This window comes from Amycolatopsis sp. PSD-21 (assembly GCF_055561455.1).
Map to the genome: position 1 here is coordinate 5,263,286 of NZ_CM145712.1, position 18,323 is coordinate 5,281,608.

An 18,323-nucleotide genomic window follows, 5' to 3' on the forward strand; every position below is an offset into this window, starting at 1 on the left:
ATGTCCGTGACGATCGAGCAGACCGGCGCGAACCCGGTGATCGACGCCCCCTTGGTCGAGCGGCTTCTCGCCGCCCAGCTGCCGGACCTGGCGTCACTTCCGTTGAAACGCCTGGAGCCCGCCGGATCGGACAACGTGATCTACCGGCTCGGGGACGACCTGGCGGTACGCCTGCCACGCGGAGACTGGTCCACCGGGCAACCGCGGAAGGAGTTCCAGTGGCTTCCGCGCCTCGCCCCGCGACTGCCCTTTCCTGTTCCCACGCCCGTCGCGCTCGGCTCGCCAGGTGAAGGCTATCCGTGGTATTGGTGCGTTTCGCGGTGGTTCGAAGGGGAGACCGCGACCATCGGCGGACTCGCCGACGCGGACAGGACCGCTGTCGAACTGGCGGAGTTTGTGAAGGCCCTCCAGCGGGTGCCGCCGGACGAGACACTCCTTCCCGGGCCGCACAACAGCTTCATCGGCGCCCCGCTCGCCCGTCGTGATCCCGCGACCCGCGCCGCGATCGAGGCCGTGGACGGCGTTTTCGACGGCACCGCGCTCACCGAGGTCTGGGGAGCGGCCATGGCCGCTCCCCCGTGGAGCCTGCCACCGGTCTGGATCCATGGCGACCTGCACCCTGGCAACCTCTTGACCGTGGACGGCAACCTCAGCGCCGTGCTGGACTTCGGCGGGCTCGGCGTGGGCGATCCGGCGTGCGATCTGCTGATCGCGTGGACCCTTCTGCCCTCGCCGGCGCGGGAGACCTTTCGTGCCACGCTGGACGTCGACGACGCCACCTGGGCCAGGGGCCGCGGCTACGCCCTGAGCACCGGGTTGAACGCTTACACGGCTTATGCGGCCACGAACCCCCGGGTGGCGGAGAACACCCGCCACCAGATCACCGAAACGCTGAAGGATTTCCGATAGCGTGCCCGCCGGGCCGGAGCGCCCTGGACATGTACACGGCATCCTCACCGTAGCCTGCCGGAAGTCCTGCCCCGGGGTACGCCCGGTAACCGTTCGCCGACCAGAAACCACCGCTGCCGACGACGGCCACCAGTGAAATCCGTTCGTAGGACAGCGATACCGCGCGGAGCGTGAGGTGGCGCACGAGACGCGTGGCCAGGCCATGGCGGCGAAAGTCCTTGGCGACGACCAGATCGTGCAGGTGCAGGTTCCGCGAGTCCCGGTGGCCCACGCTTTCCGGCCTGGCGAGGTCCGGGCACCCGAACAGCCGGTAGGGCAACGCGATCAAGTACCCCGCCGTCCGGCGTCCGGCGTCGAGCACGAAACAGGTGAGCGGAGACAGCGCGGCGCGTGAGCGCAGCGCATCCTCGCCCTCCGAGAGCCCGGAGGCCTGGTAGGCCGAGGTTTCCAGGCCGCGGATGTCCGGCCAGTCCCGCGCCGAGATATGCCGGATCCGGATATCCGCGGACATCACGTGAAGCTCGTCGACCGCGAGACCGGTGTGGCCGTCACCGTGGTGAACACTCGTGTGGGCTTGCGCTCATCGGTGTCACCGCCGTGTGCCACCGTGTACGGGAGCGGGCTGAAACCGTTGAACCCCAGCGTGGTGTAGCTGGTCGTGTAGGCGCCACTCGAGAGTATCCACACCGGATCGCCCGAGACCACGCCGAGGGGAACCCGCGCCGGGTACCGGCCATGACCGGCGGCATCGTCGCTGTCACAGCTCGGTCCGGCGACGATGGCTGGACCGTACTCGCCGTCCCGGTGCGCCGGGAACTCCAGGCGGTACTGGATCTGGTCCATCTCGTACAGGCCGTTGAACTTGCCACAGCTCAGGTACAGCCAGCGCCGACGCCGGCCGTCGAGCAGCTCCCGTTCGGACAGTCGCGCCACGTGGGCACGGATCGCGCCGTGGTCGGCGACCAGGTACCGGCCGGGTTCGATGACGAAGGCCAGTCTGGTCCCGGCCGCTCGCCGAAGCCGCCCCATGCCCGCCCGGATCGTCTCGAATATCCTGTCGAGCGGGGGAATCAGGGGTCTCCCCCGTTCGTCGAGGTAGCCGAGCGCGGGAAGACCGCCACCGAGGTTGACGTGTTCGAGCAGGATCCCCTTCCGCTTCAGGGCGATCAGCACCTCCGCCAGGGAATCGAACGCGTCCGTCCACGCTTCGGTGGTCATCTGCTGCGAACCGACATGCACCGACAAACCCGAGAACCTCAAACCCATCGCTCGCGCCGTCTCCGCCACCCGCACCGCTTCCGGGCCTGAACATCCGCTCTTGCCGCTCAGCCCCCAAAGCGCTCCGTCCCCGGTGGTGGCCAGACGGCAGAACACTTTCGCCCCCGGGGCGTGCGTGGCGATCGCCCGCACGTCCTCGACGCTGTCCGTGGCGAAGTCCCGCACGCCCAGCCGGAAGGCGTCGAGAATGTGCTGATCGGATTTGACGGTGTTCCCGTAATGCACCGAACCGGGCGGCGCTCCCGCGCCGAGCGCGGTCGCTATCTCACCCGGGCTCGCTGCGTCGAACCCGGCTCCCTGCCGGGCAAGGAACTCGACGACGGCGTCCACCGGACAGGCCTTCATCGCGAACCGGACGGCGACGCCGGGCAGTTCGCGTTTCAAAGAGGCGTGGCGTTCGCCGATTCCCTGGAGGTCGAAGACGATCTGGTCCTCGGAGGCCGCCGCCAAGGCGGCGAGCAGTCGCTTGTCGTCGAACATGGTGTGGCTTGTCCTCATCCGCCAGGCGGGGATACGAGATCCGCTTCCCTGCTCGCCGACATCAGTCGTTCCCAGTGGTCGATCAACAGTGCGAAATCCGCGATGTCCTGCCGAGCTTCGGAAAGCAAGCGGGATCCTCGCGCCGCGAGGATTTCAGCGAGTTTCGTGTACTTACCGCCGAGCTTTCGGTAGGCGCGTTGGAGACAGGCCAGCCGCAGTACGTTCTCCTCGTCGTCCAGCTCGAGACTTTCCCTGACAAGCGCCGATATCGCGGACGCGCGCACGTGATCCCGTTCGTCGCACAAGGACTCGCCCGCCGTCTTCATCCGGCCGTAGATGAAGTTCAGGTACTGCATCGAAAGGAAGAACTTCGCCAACCGCAGCTGGTAGCCGACGAAGCCGGACTCGGTTCGCCGTTCCGGTGTATGGAAGTTCACGATGTCGCGGTTGTGCTGAACGGCGGGCAGCCCGGTGGCGTGGACGACGTGGAGCAGGAAATAGTCACTGCCGATCGTATCCGTGGCAGGCAGCAACGGTATCTGCTCATGCACCCGCGAAAAGCCGATGTTGCACATGTCCACGCGCATCGGGTCGAGGACGTTCAGTGTCGAACGGTCCCGGGTGAACGGGCCGGCACCGGACCCACGGAAGGACTCCTTCACCAGGTTCCGCTTCTCATCTTCCGATGCGTGGGCAGGAGCCCAGAGGCTCACGATGTCGTAGTAGACATCCTCGTCCATGCGGTGGATCTCCTCGATGTCCACCGAGGGTTCGCCGACGAAGGAGCCACCCACCAGGACGACAGGCCGCTCCGCGAGACCCGGATCCAGCACGGATTCGGAAACACCGGGCGCCGCGTGGGCCGCGCTCTTGCCGAGCGAAGCGAGCTCATGGTGGATCGGGAAGATCTTGGCGTCGTTCAAGACCTGATAGCGGCTGTCGGAATCCCGGCGATGGACCGACTCGCAGCCGAGTGCCGCGCCGAACAGGAACGCGCGGTTGGTGCAGGCGCCATAGGACACACCCGCCGGAAGCATCAAGCCGGGCAGCCGCGACTGCCGGTCGAGGCCCGCTCGCCGGATCACCCCGTTCAGGAAGCTTCGCTGGTACGCCTCGTCCAGATGCCAGAGGCTCACCTTCGGCACCCGGCGAGCCGCGCGGACGACCTGGGCATGTGCGGCGAAGTCGTGCGCGTCCGAACTGTCCAGTACCAGCACGCGCACTTCGACGTCGAATCGTTCGACGGCGTATCGCGCCTCTTCGATGACGGCGGACAGGGTGTCCGCGCAGGCTCTGTTCGTCGGCAGGGTCAGGCAGATCTTCCGCATGCCTTCTCTCCTCGTGGCGAAGTGTGTCGCCGTCGCCACGGTTCGAGGCCGAGCAGCTTCGCACCCAGGTCGTTCAGCTCGGCGGCCGGATACCTCTCGCATTCGGGCCGTTCCCTGGCACCGACCAGCGTTCGGTTCCACTCCGGCGTCTTCAGCCACCGCCAGGACTCGACCCGCGATCGCTTCAACGTGGTGTGCGATTCCAGCGAGGGCATCATGGCGAGGTACTGGACCGCCCGCACACCGTTCCCGGAGGTGTTGGGCGCCACCCCGTGTGCCAGCATTCCGTTCCAGATCAGCAGGTCGCCAGCCTCGAGTTCCGGCCTGACGACCGGAGTCCGCGCCCGGTCGATCGACGGCCGGATCGGATCGCGATCCGGTCGCTGCTCCGCCTTCCACTCCTCGAACGTCCGGAACAGTTCCGGCGCGCACTGGAAGCCGCCGAGTTCGGGCCGCGTGTCGTTGAGCGCGATGATGCCCTGCACGCGTTGCGGTGGCTCCGGCAACGTGCTGTCGAGGTCCCAGTGCAGCTCGATGTCGAACCCTTTCTCCGTGGGCTCGATGAGCGACCGGGACCGGTTCCCGACATTGGGCGGGTTAAGGTTGAGCCGGTCCAGGCTCACCCACAGTTCTTCGCAGTCCCACACATCCACGAACGCGTCGTACACCCGCCGCGTCTGCCGGGAGTCCCACAGGAGCTGGTGGTGGTAAGCCTCGACGAAGCCGTAGATGTACAGATCCCGTTCCAGTTCCGTCCGGAACTCGCGCTCGGCGTACCAGCTCTCCGGCCGCCGGGGGTCGAGCCCCTGGAACTCCCAGGCGAAATCCAGCAGCGATTTCGCGGCCGAGGCCGAGATCGCCCTTCGCACGACGACATAGCCCCAGGTTTGCCAGAAGTCGAAATCCGCTTCGGAGAGGACCCGCAACGGCCGGGTCTTCCGTATTTCCTTCAACGGGACCTGCGCGACATACGACTCGCCGTCGGAACTCCAATAGGGAATGTCCGAATCCGCTCGATACAGGTCATGGCCACGTGGTGGCATCTACCCTCCAGACGTTGAACGACAACGAGTCTAGAGGGCCGATCAGCTCTTGGCAATATGTTGCCAAGAGCTTGGCAATGCCAGGTGACGTCAGCTGTAACTACGGGCCTGCAGTTCGAACAGATCGGCGTAGAGGCCTCTGCTCGCGAGCAACTCGGCGTGGTCACCGATCTCCGCCACCCTGCCGCCCTCCAGGACGACGATGCGGTCGGCCATCCGGACCGTCGAGAACCGGTGCGAAACGAACAGCGTGACGCCGCCGTTCCTGCCCACCTCACCGGCGGAACCGGCGTACTGCTCGAAGGTCGCGTGCTCGGCCGCCGCGTCGAGTGCCGCGGCGGGCTCGTCGAGCACGAGCATCAGTGGCTGGTCGCGCAGCGCGGAACGAGCGAGCCCCAGTGTCTGCCACTGCCCGCCCGACAGTTCCGCGCCATCCGTGTAACCGTGTCCCAGCGCGCCGTCGAGACCACCCGGTACCCGCCGCACGATCGGCTCGGCACCGGCCCGGCCGAGCACGCCGGTCAAGACGTCGTCGTTCCCCATCCGGGCGAGGTCGCCAACACCCACGTTTTCGCGCAACGTGAACTCCAGCCGCGCGAAGTCCTGGAACAGCGTGGAGATCGCGGATCGCCATTCCTCCGGAGGCATTTCCCGCAGATCGACACCGTCGACCAGTATCCGGCCCGCCGTGGGCTCGTACAGCCCGCACAGCAGTTTGACGAGTGTGCTCTTCCCCGCGCCGTTCTCCCCCACCAGCGCGACAGTGCGGCCGGCGGGCAGGTCGAGGTCGACCTCACGCAGCACCGGCCGATCGCTTCCGGGGTAGCTGAAGCTCACCGCTTCGAGCCGGATGCCGTGCCGCAACCGCGCCGGGACGGGCCTGACCGCGGCCGGTGTCCGGGGCACCCTCGTCGGCCATGTCTTCAGCGAATCCAGCCTCCGCAGGGTGTGGCCCGCCGCGTGCAAGGTCGACAACACGCTCAACGCGGCGGCGACCTGCGCGTTGACCTGCACGGCCAACGTGATGACGAGGACGACGTCGCCGACGGTCACCAGGCCGCGGACGGCCTGCAGCAGCACGAGATAGACGGTGGCGCAGACAGCGGCGGCGAAGGTCACCTGGCCGAGCGCGCGCAGCGCGGCTCCCGCCAGCTGTCCACGCCACAGCTTCGCCGTCGCCTCCCGCCAGCTTTGGTCATGCCGCCGCTTCAGTGCCGCCTCCGCACCGAGGATCCTGGCTTCCTTCGCCGACGAGGACGAGGTCGCCACGTGCAGCAGATGACGGGCCAGCCGGTTCTGTTCCACCGCGGCGTCGCGCGAGCGGTCGATGGACCGCTGCGCGTAGCGGCCCATGATCACCGGCGGCAGCGCGCCGAGGGGCAGGAGCAGCAGCCACGGTTCCAGCGAAGCCAAGATGACGGTGGTGAGGATCAGTTGCCCGCCGAGCAGCACCACCTGCAGCAGCGCTTCGATGTAGGCCCGCGCCTTCTGGATCTCCTCGCGCACGAGGGTGACCGTGTCGGCGAACTTCGCGTTGTCCAGATGCTCGACCCCGGGAGTGCCGTTGACGTAGCGGATGAGCTCGGAATTGATCCGCGACTCCGCCAGTTCGCCGACTTCGTAGTAGTACAGATGCGCGAAGTGCCCCATCATCAGTTCGGCCACGAGGACCAGGGCGATGAGCACCCCGACGACGAAGGTGGCGCCAAGCCGGCCATCGAGCAGGTTGTCGGTGAAGGCTCCCAGGGCGAGTGCGATCCCCGGCGTCGCCAGGTAGCCCAGTGTCAGCAGGACGATCGCCTTGAGCAGGCGAGCCCGGTCGGCCTGCCAGGCGAGGGTGAACAACCACCGTGCGGTGCGAGCAAGGTTCTTCATGAAACCTCGTCCATTGTGGATTCGAGAACCGGCGGCGCCGTTTCGTCGGTGAACCGTTCCGCCTGCAGGCGGAACAGGGTGGCGTACCGCCCGCCCGCCGCGAGCAGCTGGTCGTGAGTGCCGCGTTCGGCGACCCGGCCGTGTTCCAGGACCACGATCTGGTCCGCCCGGCGGACGGTGGAGAACCGGTGCGAGATGATCACCGTGGTCAGGCCGCGGGTGATGTCCAGGAAGCGGTCGAAGAACTCGACCTCGGCGCGCACGTCGAGTTGCGCGGTGGGCTCGTCGAGGACCATCACCGATGCTCCCGCGTTCACCGCGTGCAGGGCGCGGGCCAGTGCCACCCGCTGCCACTGGCCGCCGGAAAGGTCCCGGCCACCCTCGTACTGACGGGACAACACGGTCCGCGGACCGTCCGGCATGGACCCCAGCATCTCCGCCGCTCCCGCGCGCCGGGCCGCCGCCAGCAGATCCTCGTCCGAGGCGTCGAACTCCGGCGCGCCGAGCGCGATGTTGTCGGCGAAGGAAAGTTCGTAGCGAACGTAGTCCTGGAAGATCACCGCGAGCCGCCGATGCCAGTCCCGCGGTTCGATGTCGCGCAGATCGCGTCCGTCGACGGAAATCCGTCCGCTGGTCGGGTCGTACAGCCGCGTCAGGAGCTTGACCAGCGTGGTCTTGCCGGCGCCGTTGAGGCCGACCACGGCCAGCGAAGTGCCGGCCTGCACTTCGAGATCGAGCCCCGCGAGCACCTCGCGGCCATCGGGGCGATACCGGAATCCGACGTCGTGGAACCGGATCGACCGCCGCGGCAGGCCGTCGGACGGCAAGGACAGGCCGGATTCGAGCGGGCGCAGGGAGCGGCCTTTGTCGCGGAACGCCAGCAACGCCTCGTAGGCCAGCGACCCGTACTGGGTCTGCACGTCGCATTCCGGGAAGTAGACGCCGAACCGCATCAGGATCAGCACCGATTGCAGCGCGATGCCCAGTTCGAGCAGGCTCAGTCCACCGTGCCCGGCCAGCAGGAGGAACACGACCGTGGCACCGACGAGCCCGGCCGCGGACAGCCACAGGAACGGCGGCCCGAGCAGCGCCCGCCTGCCTCGCCACATCGTGCGCAGGTAACCGAGGTCGTCCCGGCGGTGCCGGTCGCGCAGCCAGTCGACCAGCCCGAGAAGACGGATCTCCTTGGCCGCCTGCGGACCGGACGCGAGTGCCTTCACATAGGACACCTTGCGCCGCTCCCCGGCCAGCCCGTCGTAGAAATCACCGAACTTGCCGAGGGAACCGCGTTGACCGAAGCGGATCACCACGGCCGTCACGCCGATCACGACGGCGGCCAGCGGACTCAAGGTGATACCGACGAGGACGACCGCACCGACGAGTTGCGTGTACCTGGCCACGAGGGCCACGGCACCCGCGGCCGCGTCGCCCGGCGACGCGGAAGCGCGGTCGAAAGCCTCTCGCGCGGCGTTGACGTCGTCGAGCAGCTCCGGGTCGTCCAGCGCCATCGCCGGCGCGTCCACCAGCGCGGCGCGCATGAGCAGGACACGGCATCGGCCGTCGACATGCCGCATGACCAGTTCACCGGCCGCGGCCTGGAACGGCGCGAGTGTCTGCTGCAGCCCGAAAGCGGCACCGGCCACGGCCAAGACGGCGAGCAGGGCCGTCCACGCGGCGGGATCGCCGCCGATCGCGGCGGGCACTCGCTGCAGCAGCACGCTCATGGCGACGACGAAGCCGATGGGGAGCAACCCGAGCAGCACGTTGAGCAGCAGCGCCATCACCAGCGTGGCGGGTGGTACGTAGCGCAGCAGACTGAGTATCCGCAGCCAGCGGCCCGCACGCCGCCACACCAGGCCCACCAGAGCGGTCACGTGCCAACCTCCGTCACCGTGCCTCACCGCCTCCCGCGGGATCACCGGAGGTTTCCACAGCTTGCCAGACTGTGCGACACTATGGCAAATCCAAGGGCCCAGATTGGCAAACCGGGGTTCCCGCAGCGCACTCCGCGTGACGGACTGCCTGGCGCGTTGGCCCGGAAGACGGACAAGGACGGTTCGGATGGAGCAGAGGACATTCCGCAGGACCGGGCAACGGGCTTCGGTGATCGGCCTCGGGACCTGGCAATTGGGCGCGGACTGGGGTTCGGTGGACGAGGACGACGCGGCGGCGATCCTGCGGGCGGCCGCGGATTCCGGCATCACGTTCTTCGACACCGCGGACGTGTACGGAGACGGGCGCAGCGAGCGCCTGATCGGCCGGTTCCTGCGCGAATTCGACGGCAAGGGCGCTGAGAACCTCCTCGTGGCGACGAAGATGGGCAGGCGCGGACCGCAGGATCCCGCCGAGTTCACCTTGGACAACTTCCGGGCCTGGACAGACCGCTCACGGGCCAACCTCGGCGTCGACACGCTCGATCTCGTGCAGCTGCACTGTCCGCCGACACCGGTCTTCGGCACCGCCGCGGTTTACGACGCCCTGAACACGCTGGTCGACGAGAAGCGTGTCGCCGCGTACGGCGTCAGCGTGGAACGGTGCGACGAGGCACTGGCCGCGATCGCCCAGCCTGCTGTCGCCAGTGTGCAGATCATCGTGAATCCCTTCCGCCGCAAGCCACTCGAACGCGTCCTGCCCGCCGCGCGAGCCGCGGGCGTCGGCATCATCGCCAGGGTTCCCCTGGCGTCGGGCCTGTTGTCCGGGAAGTTCCGTCACGATACGGCTTTCGCGCCCGACGACCACCGCACCTACAACCGGAACGGCGAGGCCTTCGACGTCGGTGAGACCTTCTCCGGCATCGACTACGCCACCGGTGTCGCGGCGGCACGGGAATTCGGTGAACTCGCATCGGGGCAGCGAACTCCGGCGCAGCTCGCACTGCGCTGGATCATCGACCAGCCCGGGGTGACATCGGTGATCCCGGGCGCCACGCGCGTCGAACAGGCGCGGGAGAACGCGGCCGCCGCCGGCTCGCCCCCGCTTTCCGCGGCGACGCTCAGCGCCGTCGAGGAGATCTACGACCGTCGGATTCGGGGGCAGATTCACCATTTGTGGTGACCGGCGCGGCCGCGGTTCGCGTTCGGCCTGACCGTTCTTTCCACCGACGATCAGGCCGAACGCGCTATCCGCACTGCGAAACGGTACCTATGGGCGACGACCGGGACGCCCGGTCAAGCCGAAATCGCCTTACCCCGCCTATAGCCGGCCAGAGTGACTCGGCCAGTCGACTTCCGAGGAGGTCGACCCCCCGGAACCCGGTGACCGGAATTCCACTGTTTCACCGTTCGATGTCGCGTCGGACGACTTTCGCACAGCCTTCTCCTACCTTTCTCAGGCTTGAACAAGAACAGGTGGAATGGTTTTTCCCTCGGCGCGATTCGCCGGGCTTACCACCCAATTTCCCCAGTAGAGACCAGGTTCGGATTCGGGAATTTCCCGAAGGCGAGAACGTCCGGCGCAGCCGGTTCCGGACGCGGCTTGGATCACCCCAGTGAACGTTCCGGCCTTCCAGAAAATTGTTACACGCACCACTACCAGGTGGAGACTCGTCTACTACTCTTGCTGGTCAGGGGTTCGTCCGGTCGGCCCGCGCCCGGTACGAACCTGTTACCGGCGTGGCGTCGCCAGCCGATTCTCCACGGCGGTGAGTTCCTGCTGGACGGCGACCAGGGAACGCAGGGCCGTGTAACCCATCTCGCGGTTGACGCGGATCATGTGCGCGTTCTCGGCGCCGGTCGTGGTGCCGATCCGCTCCAGTGCGGGACAATCGACGAGCAGCCACCGCATCATGTGCGCCTTGACGCACCGCCCCAAGCCCGCACCGCGGTGCGCGGCGAGCACGGCCGTGTCGCGCTGATATCCCCAGTCGGGGCGCCGGGGATGGGTGCAGAGTTCGGTGAATCCGGCGACCGTCCCGGACAGCTCGTGCAAGGCGACGACCACCCGCTGCACGAGCCCCTGCGCCCGCAGCTCCGCTTCCTTCTCCCGCACCCGTGGCACCGACCATTCCGGCCACCGGTAACCCGATTCCCCCAAGGGGGCGTCGTGGATCGCCCCTCGTGCCACGGCGTAAGAATCGACGACGCCGTCCGGGGCGGATCCCCGCCACCGCAGCAGCCGGTACCCGGCGGGCACGTCGACCTCCCACGACCTCCGGTCGACGTCGGCGATCACCAGCACCTGCCTGGTGATCACGCGTACCGGCCGGAACCCCAGCGCCTCGGCCCACCGCTGTCCCGCGGTGCCCGCGACCACTTCCCAGCACTCGACGACCCGGCGCGCCTGGATCCTCAGCTCCGGGAGCAGCGCACGCAACATCGCGACCCCGATCCCCTGGCGACGGTATGCGGGATGCACCCGCACGTCGGTCAGCCCGATATCACTGTTCTCCTCGTCGAGGAAACACACCTGGGCGAACGCCACGACCTCCCCGCCGCGACGGCCCAGCCAGTACGCGACCGCGCCCGAACCCGGCATGGGCCTTTTCATCCGCGCGACCAGCTCCGCGAGTGGCAGTGGAGGTTCTCCGGGCCGGTCCACGACCTGACTGGCCAGCATCACCCGGTGGCAGACGACGAAGTCCGCTTCCGTGGCCAGAGACGGGTCGAACCGCTCGATCACCAGGCCGGTGGTCACCGGCCTCGGCCCGCCCCCGCCAGTTCGGGCGCGGGCGCCACCACGCGCCCACCGCCTGACGAAGATGCGGCGCAGAGCAGCAACGCGATCATCACCGTTCCGAAGCCCGGCAACCCCAGCAGCAGACCGATGGCGACGTGCAGGGCGATCCCGCACCCGACCGCCGGCTTCCGCCCTTTGCCGCCTGCCAGGATCGCGACGGCGATCAGGTACTGGAGCGCGACCACGCCCCAGGTCGACGTCGCGATGAGCCCGCTCGAAGCGAGCAACGGGCCCAGGAAATCGCGGATCGGCAGCGGGAAGCCGAATTGCGCGTCGAAGGCCACCATGTACAGGGCGTCACCCCGCGACCACGCCGGGTCCAGCACCTTGTGGGTGGCCGCCGTCAGGTAGATCAGCGACAGCTGGCCGCGAAGACACCACAGGGCGGCGAACGAACCGCCTCGCCACCGCATGGGCAGCGGAGCCACGGGGGCGCTCCAGTGCCATGTCCGGCCGTCCCCGAGGCAGAGGGGGACGAACAGCATCGCCCCGATCGCGGCCGCTCGGTCGCCCCCGTTGGCCAACGGCATGCTGACCGCGAGGCTGAAGGTGACGTACCAGTGGGGAAGGCAGGTCCAGCGAGGCCGGTAACCCGACAGCACGACCAGTAGCGTGGCGATCGCCAAGAGCCTGGGGAGCGCCTGCCCCGTCTCCGTTTCGGCGGCCAGGCACCACAATGAGGCCGAACGGATGCCACCACAGCGCAGTCCCTGCGGTGCGTCGGGCGAAGCCACGAACAGCGTGGTATCCGCATTGAAGAGCAGAACGCTCAAGGTCGCCGCGGCGAGGAGGCTTCGCCCCATCGCGAAGGCCCGCCCCCGCGGTTCGTGCCGCTCGATCGCCGTACCGAGCCTGCGCCGGAGGCCGGTCAGCCGCTGCATCGCAGATCCACCGAAGCGACTCGGTAGGCCGCCCAGGGCCCGTCGCGCCGGGATCCGGCTTCCGAGGACGACGCGCGCTCGATGGCGAGCACGGCGCGGCCGCAGAGGGTCGGTGACTTCAAGGGGTTTTCCGTCCGGTAGAGCAAAGCCGGGTCCGGTACCTTCTCACAGCGCATTTCGCCTCCCTGGCCGCATTCCTGCCAGTACCGATCCGGGATCCGGTCGGCGATCTGCCGTACCTCGGTCGTGTACACGTCGTGTTCGCGGTTGAGTCCGCCGAGCCGCTCGCCCCAGACCTCTCGTTCGTGCAGGCGGACGAGCCGGCCGTCGTGCCCGGCGCGATAGGGCACGACCGAGCTCTTGTCCAAACCGATGAAGAAGACCCATTCCTGCGGCCACAACACGCGATACGCGTCGAGGCGGTCCCGGAGTCCCCCGGATATCCCGAAAAGGTCGGCCTGCGCGAGACACGCGAGGACGAAGCCGAGCCCCAGCACCAACGAAGTGAGCACGAAACCCCGGAAGCCTTGCTCCGGATCCTCGCCTTCGCTGATGCCGTGAGCGCCGGCTCGACCTGCCTCCGAATCGGTGCTAGCCGCGGTCGGCATCTGAGACGTTGTCCCAGTTCACCCCGGAGAACGGCTCCTGTTCAACCACGCTGTTCTGCGAGCGCGGTTTCCGGTCGTACATCTCGTCGGACGGTGTACCGATCGCGACCGCGATGGCGAGCGTCGCGGCGACGCAACCTAACCCGAGCATGACTGTCCGCATCACTATCCCCCAGTTCAATGGTATAAACCACCGCGATGCACTATTCCAGGCGATGGTGGTTCATAGACACCACCGAGATTAGCCGCGGTGGCTACCTTGGAGCTACCGGTTCGCTACTCTTGAGAGGATCTTGGACTCAGTGGCAGGTCGCACCCCTGCCGGAGCCTCTTGCCGGGTACGGCGGTGAACGGTTCGCGGTGCAGCGACCAGCGCGAGAGGGGAGCCGTGGAGCTGCGGATCTTGGGGCCGATCGAATTGTGGGCGGCCGGTCGTCCGATCGGAATTCCGGGCACCAGGCAGCAGAAGCTGCTCGCGCTCCTGGTACTCAGCGCCAATCAGGTGATCCCCGACGGGCAGTTGATCGGTGATCTGTGGGAAGACCCGCCCCAGTCGGCACGGCAGCAGGTCCACAACGCCGTCGGCAGTCTCCGCCGGACGCTGGAAGCCCTGGGCGAAGAGGTCCGCATAACCAGGACGGACCTGGGATACCGCCTGGACGTTCCGCCGAATGTCGTAGACGCGTACCGCTTTTCCGACACGGCGCGGCAGGCGAGGGCGGCGGGGTCCGCCGGACGGATCCCTGAGGCGATCGAACTTTTCGAGGCAGCGCTCCGTCTTTGGCGGGGTCACGCACTGGCCGGGCTCGAAGGGGACACGATCACCAGTGCGGCCGCCAACCTCGACGAGCAACGTCTTTCCGCCATCGAGGACCTGATATCCCATCGCCTGCGGGCAGGTGAAGCCGCGTCGCTGGTCGCCGAACTACGTCAGCTGGTCGCCGACCATCCACTCAGGGAGTCACTGCGGAGCCTCCTCATGCAAGCGCTTCACCTCAGTTCCCGGCAGGCGGACGCGCTCGCCGTCTATGACGAGGGAAGGCGGATTCTCGCCGGAGACCTCGGCATCGACCCTGGTCCAGACCTCCGCAGGCTCCATGCGGTGATCTTGAGCGGCGACGCCGATCCCGATGACGTCGTGCCGGGCCGTACGCCGCCCGACGACGGCTTACCTCATTCGGGTGACTCACCACCTTCGCCCGCCCTGAGCGGACCGGCCCGCCGGTTCTACCTTCCACATGACATCGGGGACTTCTCCGGCCGCTCCGCCGAACTGGCCCACTTGCTTTCCACGACGAGGGACACCTCGCCCACCGCCTTGGTGATCTCCGCCATCGACGGGATGGGCGGCGTCGGCAAGACGACCTTGGCCGTACATCTCGCGCACCAGATCGCCGAGCACTATCCGGACGGCCAGTACTTCGTCGACCTCCACGGATTCAGCCCCGGACTGGAACCCGTCGCGCCGGAACAAGCGCTCGACACCCTCCTTCGCGGCAGCGGTGTGCCCCCCGAACTCGTTCCTCCCCAGCTCGAAGCCCGTAGCGCGCTGTGGCGGTCGCAAATGGCCGGGCAGCGAGCACTTCTGGTGCTCGACAACGCGATCGACGCCGACCACGTGCGTCCGCTCCTGCCGGGTACGGCCGGCGTGCTCGTGCTCGTGACGAGCCGTCGCAAACTCACCACGCTCGACGGCGCCGTTCCGATGTCCTTGGACGTGCTCACCCGTGACGACGCCATCGCCCTGTTCGAACAGGTCGCCGGCAGGGACGGCCGCGATGACGCCGACGAGGTGGCCACCGTCGCCGAGCTGTGCGGCAGGCTGCCGCTCGCGATCCGCATCGCGGCCGCGAGATTGCGCAGCAGACCACACTGGACGATCGCGGATCTCACGGACCGGCTGCGGGACCAGAGCCAGCGCGCGCGATTCCTGGCGGCCGACGACCGCAGCGTGATCTCCGTGCTGCGTCTGTCGTACCGGTATCTCCGGCCGGAACAACAGCTTGTCTTTCGTTTGCTCGGGGCACATCCGGGGATCGACTTCGACGCCTACCTCGTCGCGGCGATCTCCGGCCTGTCCCACGGTCAGGCCGAGTACATCCTGGAATCACTGTTCGACGACAACCTGGTCAAGCAGCGGTCGAGCAAGCGTTTCTACTTCCACGACCTGGTGAAGGACTGCGCACGCCAGATACTCGGAGAGCTCGAAGACGGCAACGAGCACCAACTCGCGCTGGAACGTCTGCTCGACTATTACCTGCATTGTGCGGCCACGTGGTGCGAATATCTGGACAGCGGTGCCGGCGGCGCCGCCGTCCAGGTCAAGCACCCGCCCCGGCACGTCAAACGAGTCAGCTCGTCCGACGAGGCCGTCGATGCCCTGAATCTCGAATACAGCAACCTGCTTTCGGTCGCCAAGTACGCGGCGGAGAACAACTGGCTCAGGCACGCGTGGCAGCTCCCCTGCGTGATACAGCCGCTCATGAAGCTGCGCAACAACTACGGAGGTTCCGCCTTTTCGCTGTTCCAAGGTGCCTTGCGCGCGGCACGCGGATTGCGGGACAGCCAAGGGGAATCCACCTGCCTGCAGGGGCTGGCGGCGATCTGCCGCGAGCGCAAGTCACCCAATCAGGCCAAGGACTACATCGAGCAGGCCCTGAAGATCAGCCGCGACCTCGGCGACCGGAGGGCGGAGGCCGAGCAGCTGGTCGAACTGGGCAACCTGCACCTGGACGAAGACCGGCTACGGGAAGGCCGGGACGCCTTCGTCTCCGCCGAGCAACTGATCTCCTTCACCCCGAAGACCTTCGTCCGCGCCGCGATAGCGAACAATCTCGGGGTCATCTACCGCGATCTGGGACAGTTCGACCTCGCCTTGCGGTATCTCAACCGGGCCATCGGCATCCTCGCCGACGACAGCCATCCGCGACGAAGAGCCTTGACCTCCTGGTGTATCGCGGCGGTGCTCCACTACCGGGGTGATCACCGGCAAGCGATCGAGCTCTTCGGGAAAGTCCTCGAAGCGAGCACCAAAGGCAGGTTCGAACACGGCCGTGCGGTGGCGATGCTCGGCTTCGCCGAAGCACACCGATCGCTGGGAGACCTGAGCGAATCCGTCGAATACGGCCGGGCCGCGCTGTCCTTGTCCAGGAAATTCGACCTGTGGAAGGTCGAATGCGAGGCCTTGAACGTACTCGGCGAGGCGAATCTCGCGCTGAACGACATCGACCAGGCCCGGCAGGTGTTCGACCACGCGCGGGAGCAGGCCGTCCTCTACGGGTCCAAGCGCTACGAGGCGAGAGCTTTGGAAGGGCTCGCGCACGTGGCGTCGCTTCAACGGGAGATCACCACCGCGAAGGAGCGCTGGGAGCAGGCGATCGAGCTGTACCCGGACGGCATGGTCGACGCCGAGTTCGCTCGCGCCCACCTTGAGTCGCTCCGGCTCGACACGCGCTGTTTTCGCTGCAGCGGCGCCCGCGCGAGGTGACCGGCGAGGGTCAGCCGAAGCGCCGAGGATCCACCCCTTCGACGTGGATCCGGTGCCACACCGCGAAACAGACCAAGACCCACAGGCGGCGCCAGTCGAAGTCGTCCCCTCGCCGGTAGTCCCGGAGCATGGTCAGCGCGGTGTCCCGATGGAGGTAGTCACCGATCTCCGCTTCGGTGAGGACGGCCTCGGCGAAGTCGTAGAGCTCGTCGCGGAGCCAGAACCGGATCGGCACCGGGAAGCCCAGCTTGGGCCGCCTGGCCACCTCGGGCGGAACGAGGTCCGCGACCGCCTCGCGCAGCGCGGACTTCGTCGTGTCCGGGCTGATCTTCTCGCTGTACGCCAAGGTCTCCGCGGCGGCCAGTACCTCGCGGTCGAGGAAGGGCACACGCAGTTCGAGCCCGTGGGCCATCGTCATGCGGTCGGCCTTGGTCAGGATGTCGCCGGGGAGCCAGAGCGCGAGATCGACCGACTGGCGCAGGGTCACCGGGTCCCATCCCGCCTTCCGCGCCCGTTCCCGCAGCGGTGCCGCCAGTTCGTCGGCCGAGCCGCCGGTCAAGGGGGTGACGAGCGCCAGCTCCGACGGCTCGTAGACCAGATCCGCTCCCAGGTATCCCTCTCCGGTGCCGCGATAGACGTGATAGCCGCCGAACAGCTCGTCGGCGCCTTCGCCGGAGAGCACCACCTTGACCTGTTTGCGTGCTTCCCTTGCCAGGAACCACAACGCGACGGCCGCCGCGTCGGCGAACGGTTCGTCGAACTGCGCCAGGATCTCCGGCAGACGCGTGGCGAACTCTTCCGCGCTGATGAAGTACGGATTGGACTTCACCCCGAGCGCGTCCGCGGTGGCCACGGCGTGCTCGATCTCGCTGTAACCCTCGCGGCCGAAGCCCACTGTGAACGTCTGCAAAGAACTGTCGTGCGTCGCGGCCAGCGCGCAGACGACCGCCGAATCGACGCCGCCGGAGAGGAAAGAACCGACCGGGACGTCACTGCGCAGATGCGCGGCCACGGAGTCCTCGAGCGCCTCGCGGATCCGCCGTCCCGTGTCCGGCCGGGCCGCGGCCGCCGGACGGAACGCGTGCGAGTGATACCGCCGCACCCGTAGCTCACCGTCGGGTCCGTAGGACAACTGGTGACCCGGCGGGAGCACCCTGATCCGGGGCGACATCGTTCCCGGGCCGGGAACATACTGCAGCGAAAGGAAACGGCGGACCGACTCGGGGTCGACCGGGCCATGCGCGCCGGGCCGGACGAGTGCCTTCTTCTCCGAGGCGAACCGCAGCGACGTGCCGTCCAGGCGGTAGTAGAACGGCTTGATCCCGAACGGGTCCCGCGCGGCGAACAGCGTGCGTTCCTCGGCGTCCCAGACCGCGAACGCGAACATCCCCCGCACTCGGTCCAGGCAGGCGGGCCCGTACAAAGCGAACAGTTCGAGCAGGACCTCGCTGTCACTGGAGGATCTGAGTTCCACCCCCTTGGCCGTCAGTTCCGCGGCGAGCCGGGGGGCGTTGTAGATTTCGCCGTTGTAGACCATCCGGTAGCGGCCATCGGCGGACATCATCGGCTGGTGCCCCGCCTCCGACGGATCGACGATGGCGAGCCGCCGGAATCCCAGCGCCACGCCTTCGCCGGTGTAGCGGCCCTCATCGTCCGGGCCGCGGTGGGCGAGCAGGCCGGTGGCCTCCCCGACCCAGTCCACCTCGGCCTCCTCCAGCGGCGTCGCGCCGGTCACCCCGCAGAAACCACACATTTCCCCT

At 67.7% G+C, this 18,323-nt stretch carries 14 protein-coding genes; 3 read left to right on the plus strand and 11 right to left on the minus strand.

The window, feature by feature from the left end; genetic code table 11:
* Complete coding sequence (locus ACZ1DY_RS24775) at window positions 1-909, plus strand: aminoglycoside phosphotransferase family protein (RefSeq protein ID WP_465481006.1); 909 nt, start codon at window positions 1-3, stop codon at window positions 907-909.
* Here the strand turns inward: ACZ1DY_RS24775 and ACZ1DY_RS24780 are convergent.
* The 6 genes from ACZ1DY_RS24780 to ACZ1DY_RS24805 form a co-directional block, all read right to left on the minus strand.
* Entirely contained in the window at window positions 881-1,420 is a 540-nt protein-coding gene (locus ACZ1DY_RS24780; RefSeq protein WP_465481007.1) for a GNAT family N-acetyltransferase, read from the minus strand. The two genes, ACZ1DY_RS24775 and ACZ1DY_RS24780, sit on opposite strands and share 29 nt — an antisense overlap.
* Window positions 1,420-2,667 (minus strand): type III PLP-dependent enzyme, encoded by a 1,248-nt coding sequence (locus ACZ1DY_RS24785; RefSeq protein WP_465481008.1) that lies wholly within the window; start codon window positions 2,665-2,667, stop codon window positions 1,420-1,422. Before ACZ1DY_RS24785 ends, ACZ1DY_RS24780 begins: the two co-directional genes overlap by 1 nt.
* A 14-nt stretch (window positions 2,668-2,681) precedes the next feature.
* Complete coding sequence (locus ACZ1DY_RS24790; protein ID WP_465481009.1) at window positions 2,682-3,995, minus strand: DUF6271 family protein; 1,314 nt, start codon at window positions 3,993-3,995, stop codon at window positions 2,682-2,684.
* Window positions 3,977-5,038: a phytanoyl-CoA dioxygenase family protein gene (locus tag ACZ1DY_RS24795; protein WP_465481010.1), complete on the minus strand. Its 1,062-nt coding sequence runs from the start codon at window positions 5,036-5,038 to the stop codon at window positions 3,977-3,979. Before ACZ1DY_RS24795 ends, ACZ1DY_RS24790 begins: the two co-directional genes overlap by 19 nt.
* A gap of 90 nt (window positions 5,039-5,128) precedes the next feature.
* Window positions 5,129-6,913 (minus strand): ABC transporter ATP-binding protein, encoded by a 1,785-nt coding sequence (locus ACZ1DY_RS24800; protein WP_465481011.1) that lies wholly within the window; start codon window positions 6,911-6,913, stop codon window positions 5,129-5,131.
* Complete coding sequence (locus ACZ1DY_RS24805) at window positions 6,910-8,787, minus strand: ABC transporter ATP-binding protein (protein WP_465481012.1); 1,878 nt, start codon at window positions 8,785-8,787, stop codon at window positions 6,910-6,912. Before ACZ1DY_RS24805 ends, ACZ1DY_RS24800 begins: the two co-directional genes overlap by 4 nt.
* A gap of 187 nt (window positions 8,788-8,974) precedes the next feature.
* Here ACZ1DY_RS24805 and ACZ1DY_RS24810 point away from each other — a divergent pair, with 187 nt between their 5' ends.
* Window positions 8,975-9,967, plus strand: coding sequence for an aldo/keto reductase (locus ACZ1DY_RS24810; protein ID WP_465481013.1), 993 nt, complete (start codon window positions 8,975-8,977; stop codon window positions 9,965-9,967).
* A 549-nt stretch (window positions 9,968-10,516) separates the two neighbouring features.
* Here ACZ1DY_RS24810 and ACZ1DY_RS24815 read toward each other — a convergent pair.
* The 4 genes from ACZ1DY_RS24815 to ACZ1DY_RS24830 form a co-directional block, all read right to left on the minus strand.
* Entirely contained in the window at window positions 10,517-11,545 is a 1,029-nt protein-coding gene (locus tag ACZ1DY_RS24815) for a GNAT family N-acetyltransferase (protein ID WP_192742004.1), read from the minus strand.
* Window positions 11,542-12,468: a hypothetical protein gene (locus ACZ1DY_RS24820; protein ID WP_465481014.1), complete on the minus strand. Its 927-nt coding sequence runs from the start codon at window positions 12,466-12,468 to the stop codon at window positions 11,542-11,544. Before ACZ1DY_RS24820 ends, ACZ1DY_RS24815 begins: the two co-directional genes overlap by 4 nt.
* Window positions 12,456-12,980, minus strand: a complete 525-nt coding sequence (locus tag ACZ1DY_RS24825; RefSeq protein ID WP_465481015.1) for a hypothetical protein — start codon at window positions 12,978-12,980, stop codon at window positions 12,456-12,458. Before ACZ1DY_RS24825 ends, ACZ1DY_RS24820 begins: the two co-directional genes overlap by 13 nt.
* Before the next feature lie 79 nt (window positions 12,981-13,059).
* Window positions 13,060-13,239: a hypothetical protein gene (locus ACZ1DY_RS24830; protein ID WP_465481016.1), complete on the minus strand. Its 180-nt coding sequence runs from the start codon at window positions 13,237-13,239 to the stop codon at window positions 13,060-13,062.
* Between the two features lie 225 nt (window positions 13,240-13,464).
* Between ACZ1DY_RS24830 and ACZ1DY_RS24835 the strand changes: the two genes are divergently transcribed.
* Window positions 13,465-16,563, plus strand: a complete 3,099-nt coding sequence (locus tag ACZ1DY_RS24835) for an AfsR/SARP family transcriptional regulator (RefSeq protein WP_465481017.1) — start codon at window positions 13,465-13,467, stop codon at window positions 16,561-16,563.
* Between the two features lie 10 nt (window positions 16,564-16,573).
* On the opposite strand, the gene asnB is transcribed toward ACZ1DY_RS24835, so the two are convergent.
* Entirely contained in the window at window positions 16,574-18,316 is a 1,743-nt protein-coding gene (gene asnB, locus ACZ1DY_RS24840) for an asparagine synthase (glutamine-hydrolyzing) (protein WP_465481018.1), read from the minus strand.
* Window positions 18,317-18,323: the final 7 nt, after the last annotated feature.

Excerpts from the sequence above, each read along its gene's own strand:
- ACZ1DY_RS24775 (WP_465481006.1), top strand. The coding sequence starts at position 1 with ATGTCCGTGACGATCGAGCAGACCGGCGCGAACCCGGTGATCGACGCC.
- ACZ1DY_RS24780 (WP_465481007.1), bottom strand. The coding sequence starts at position 1,420 with ATGTCCGCGGATATCCGGATCCGGCATATCTCGGCGCGGGACTGGCCG.
- ACZ1DY_RS24785 (WP_465481008.1), bottom strand. The coding sequence starts at position 2,667 with ATGTTCGACGACAAGCGACTGCTCGCCGCCTTGGCGGCGGCCTCCGAG.
- ACZ1DY_RS24790 (WP_465481009.1), bottom strand. The coding sequence starts at position 3,995 with ATGCGGAAGATCTGCCTGACCCTGCCGACGAACAGAGCCTGCGCGGAC.
- ACZ1DY_RS24795 (WP_465481010.1), bottom strand. The coding sequence starts at position 5,038 with ATGCCACCACGTGGCCATGACCTGTATCGAGCGGATTCGGACATTCCC.
- ACZ1DY_RS24800 (WP_465481011.1), bottom strand. The coding sequence starts at position 6,913 with ATGAAGAACCTTGCTCGCACCGCACGGTGGTTGTTCACCCTCGCCTGG.
- ACZ1DY_RS24810 (WP_465481013.1), top strand. The coding sequence starts at position 8,975 with ATGGAGCAGAGGACATTCCGCAGGACCGGGCAACGGGCTTCGGTGATC.
- ACZ1DY_RS24820 (WP_465481014.1), bottom strand. The coding sequence starts at position 12,468 with ATGCAGCGGCTGACCGGCCTCCGGCGCAGGCTCGGTACGGCGATCGAG.
- ACZ1DY_RS24830 (WP_465481016.1), bottom strand. The coding sequence starts at position 13,239 with ATGCGGACAGTCATGCTCGGGTTAGGTTGCGTCGCCGCGACGCTCGCC.
- asnB (WP_465481018.1), bottom strand. The coding sequence starts at position 18,316 with ATGTGTGGTTTCTGCGGGGTGACCGGCGCGACGCCGCTGGAGGAGGCC.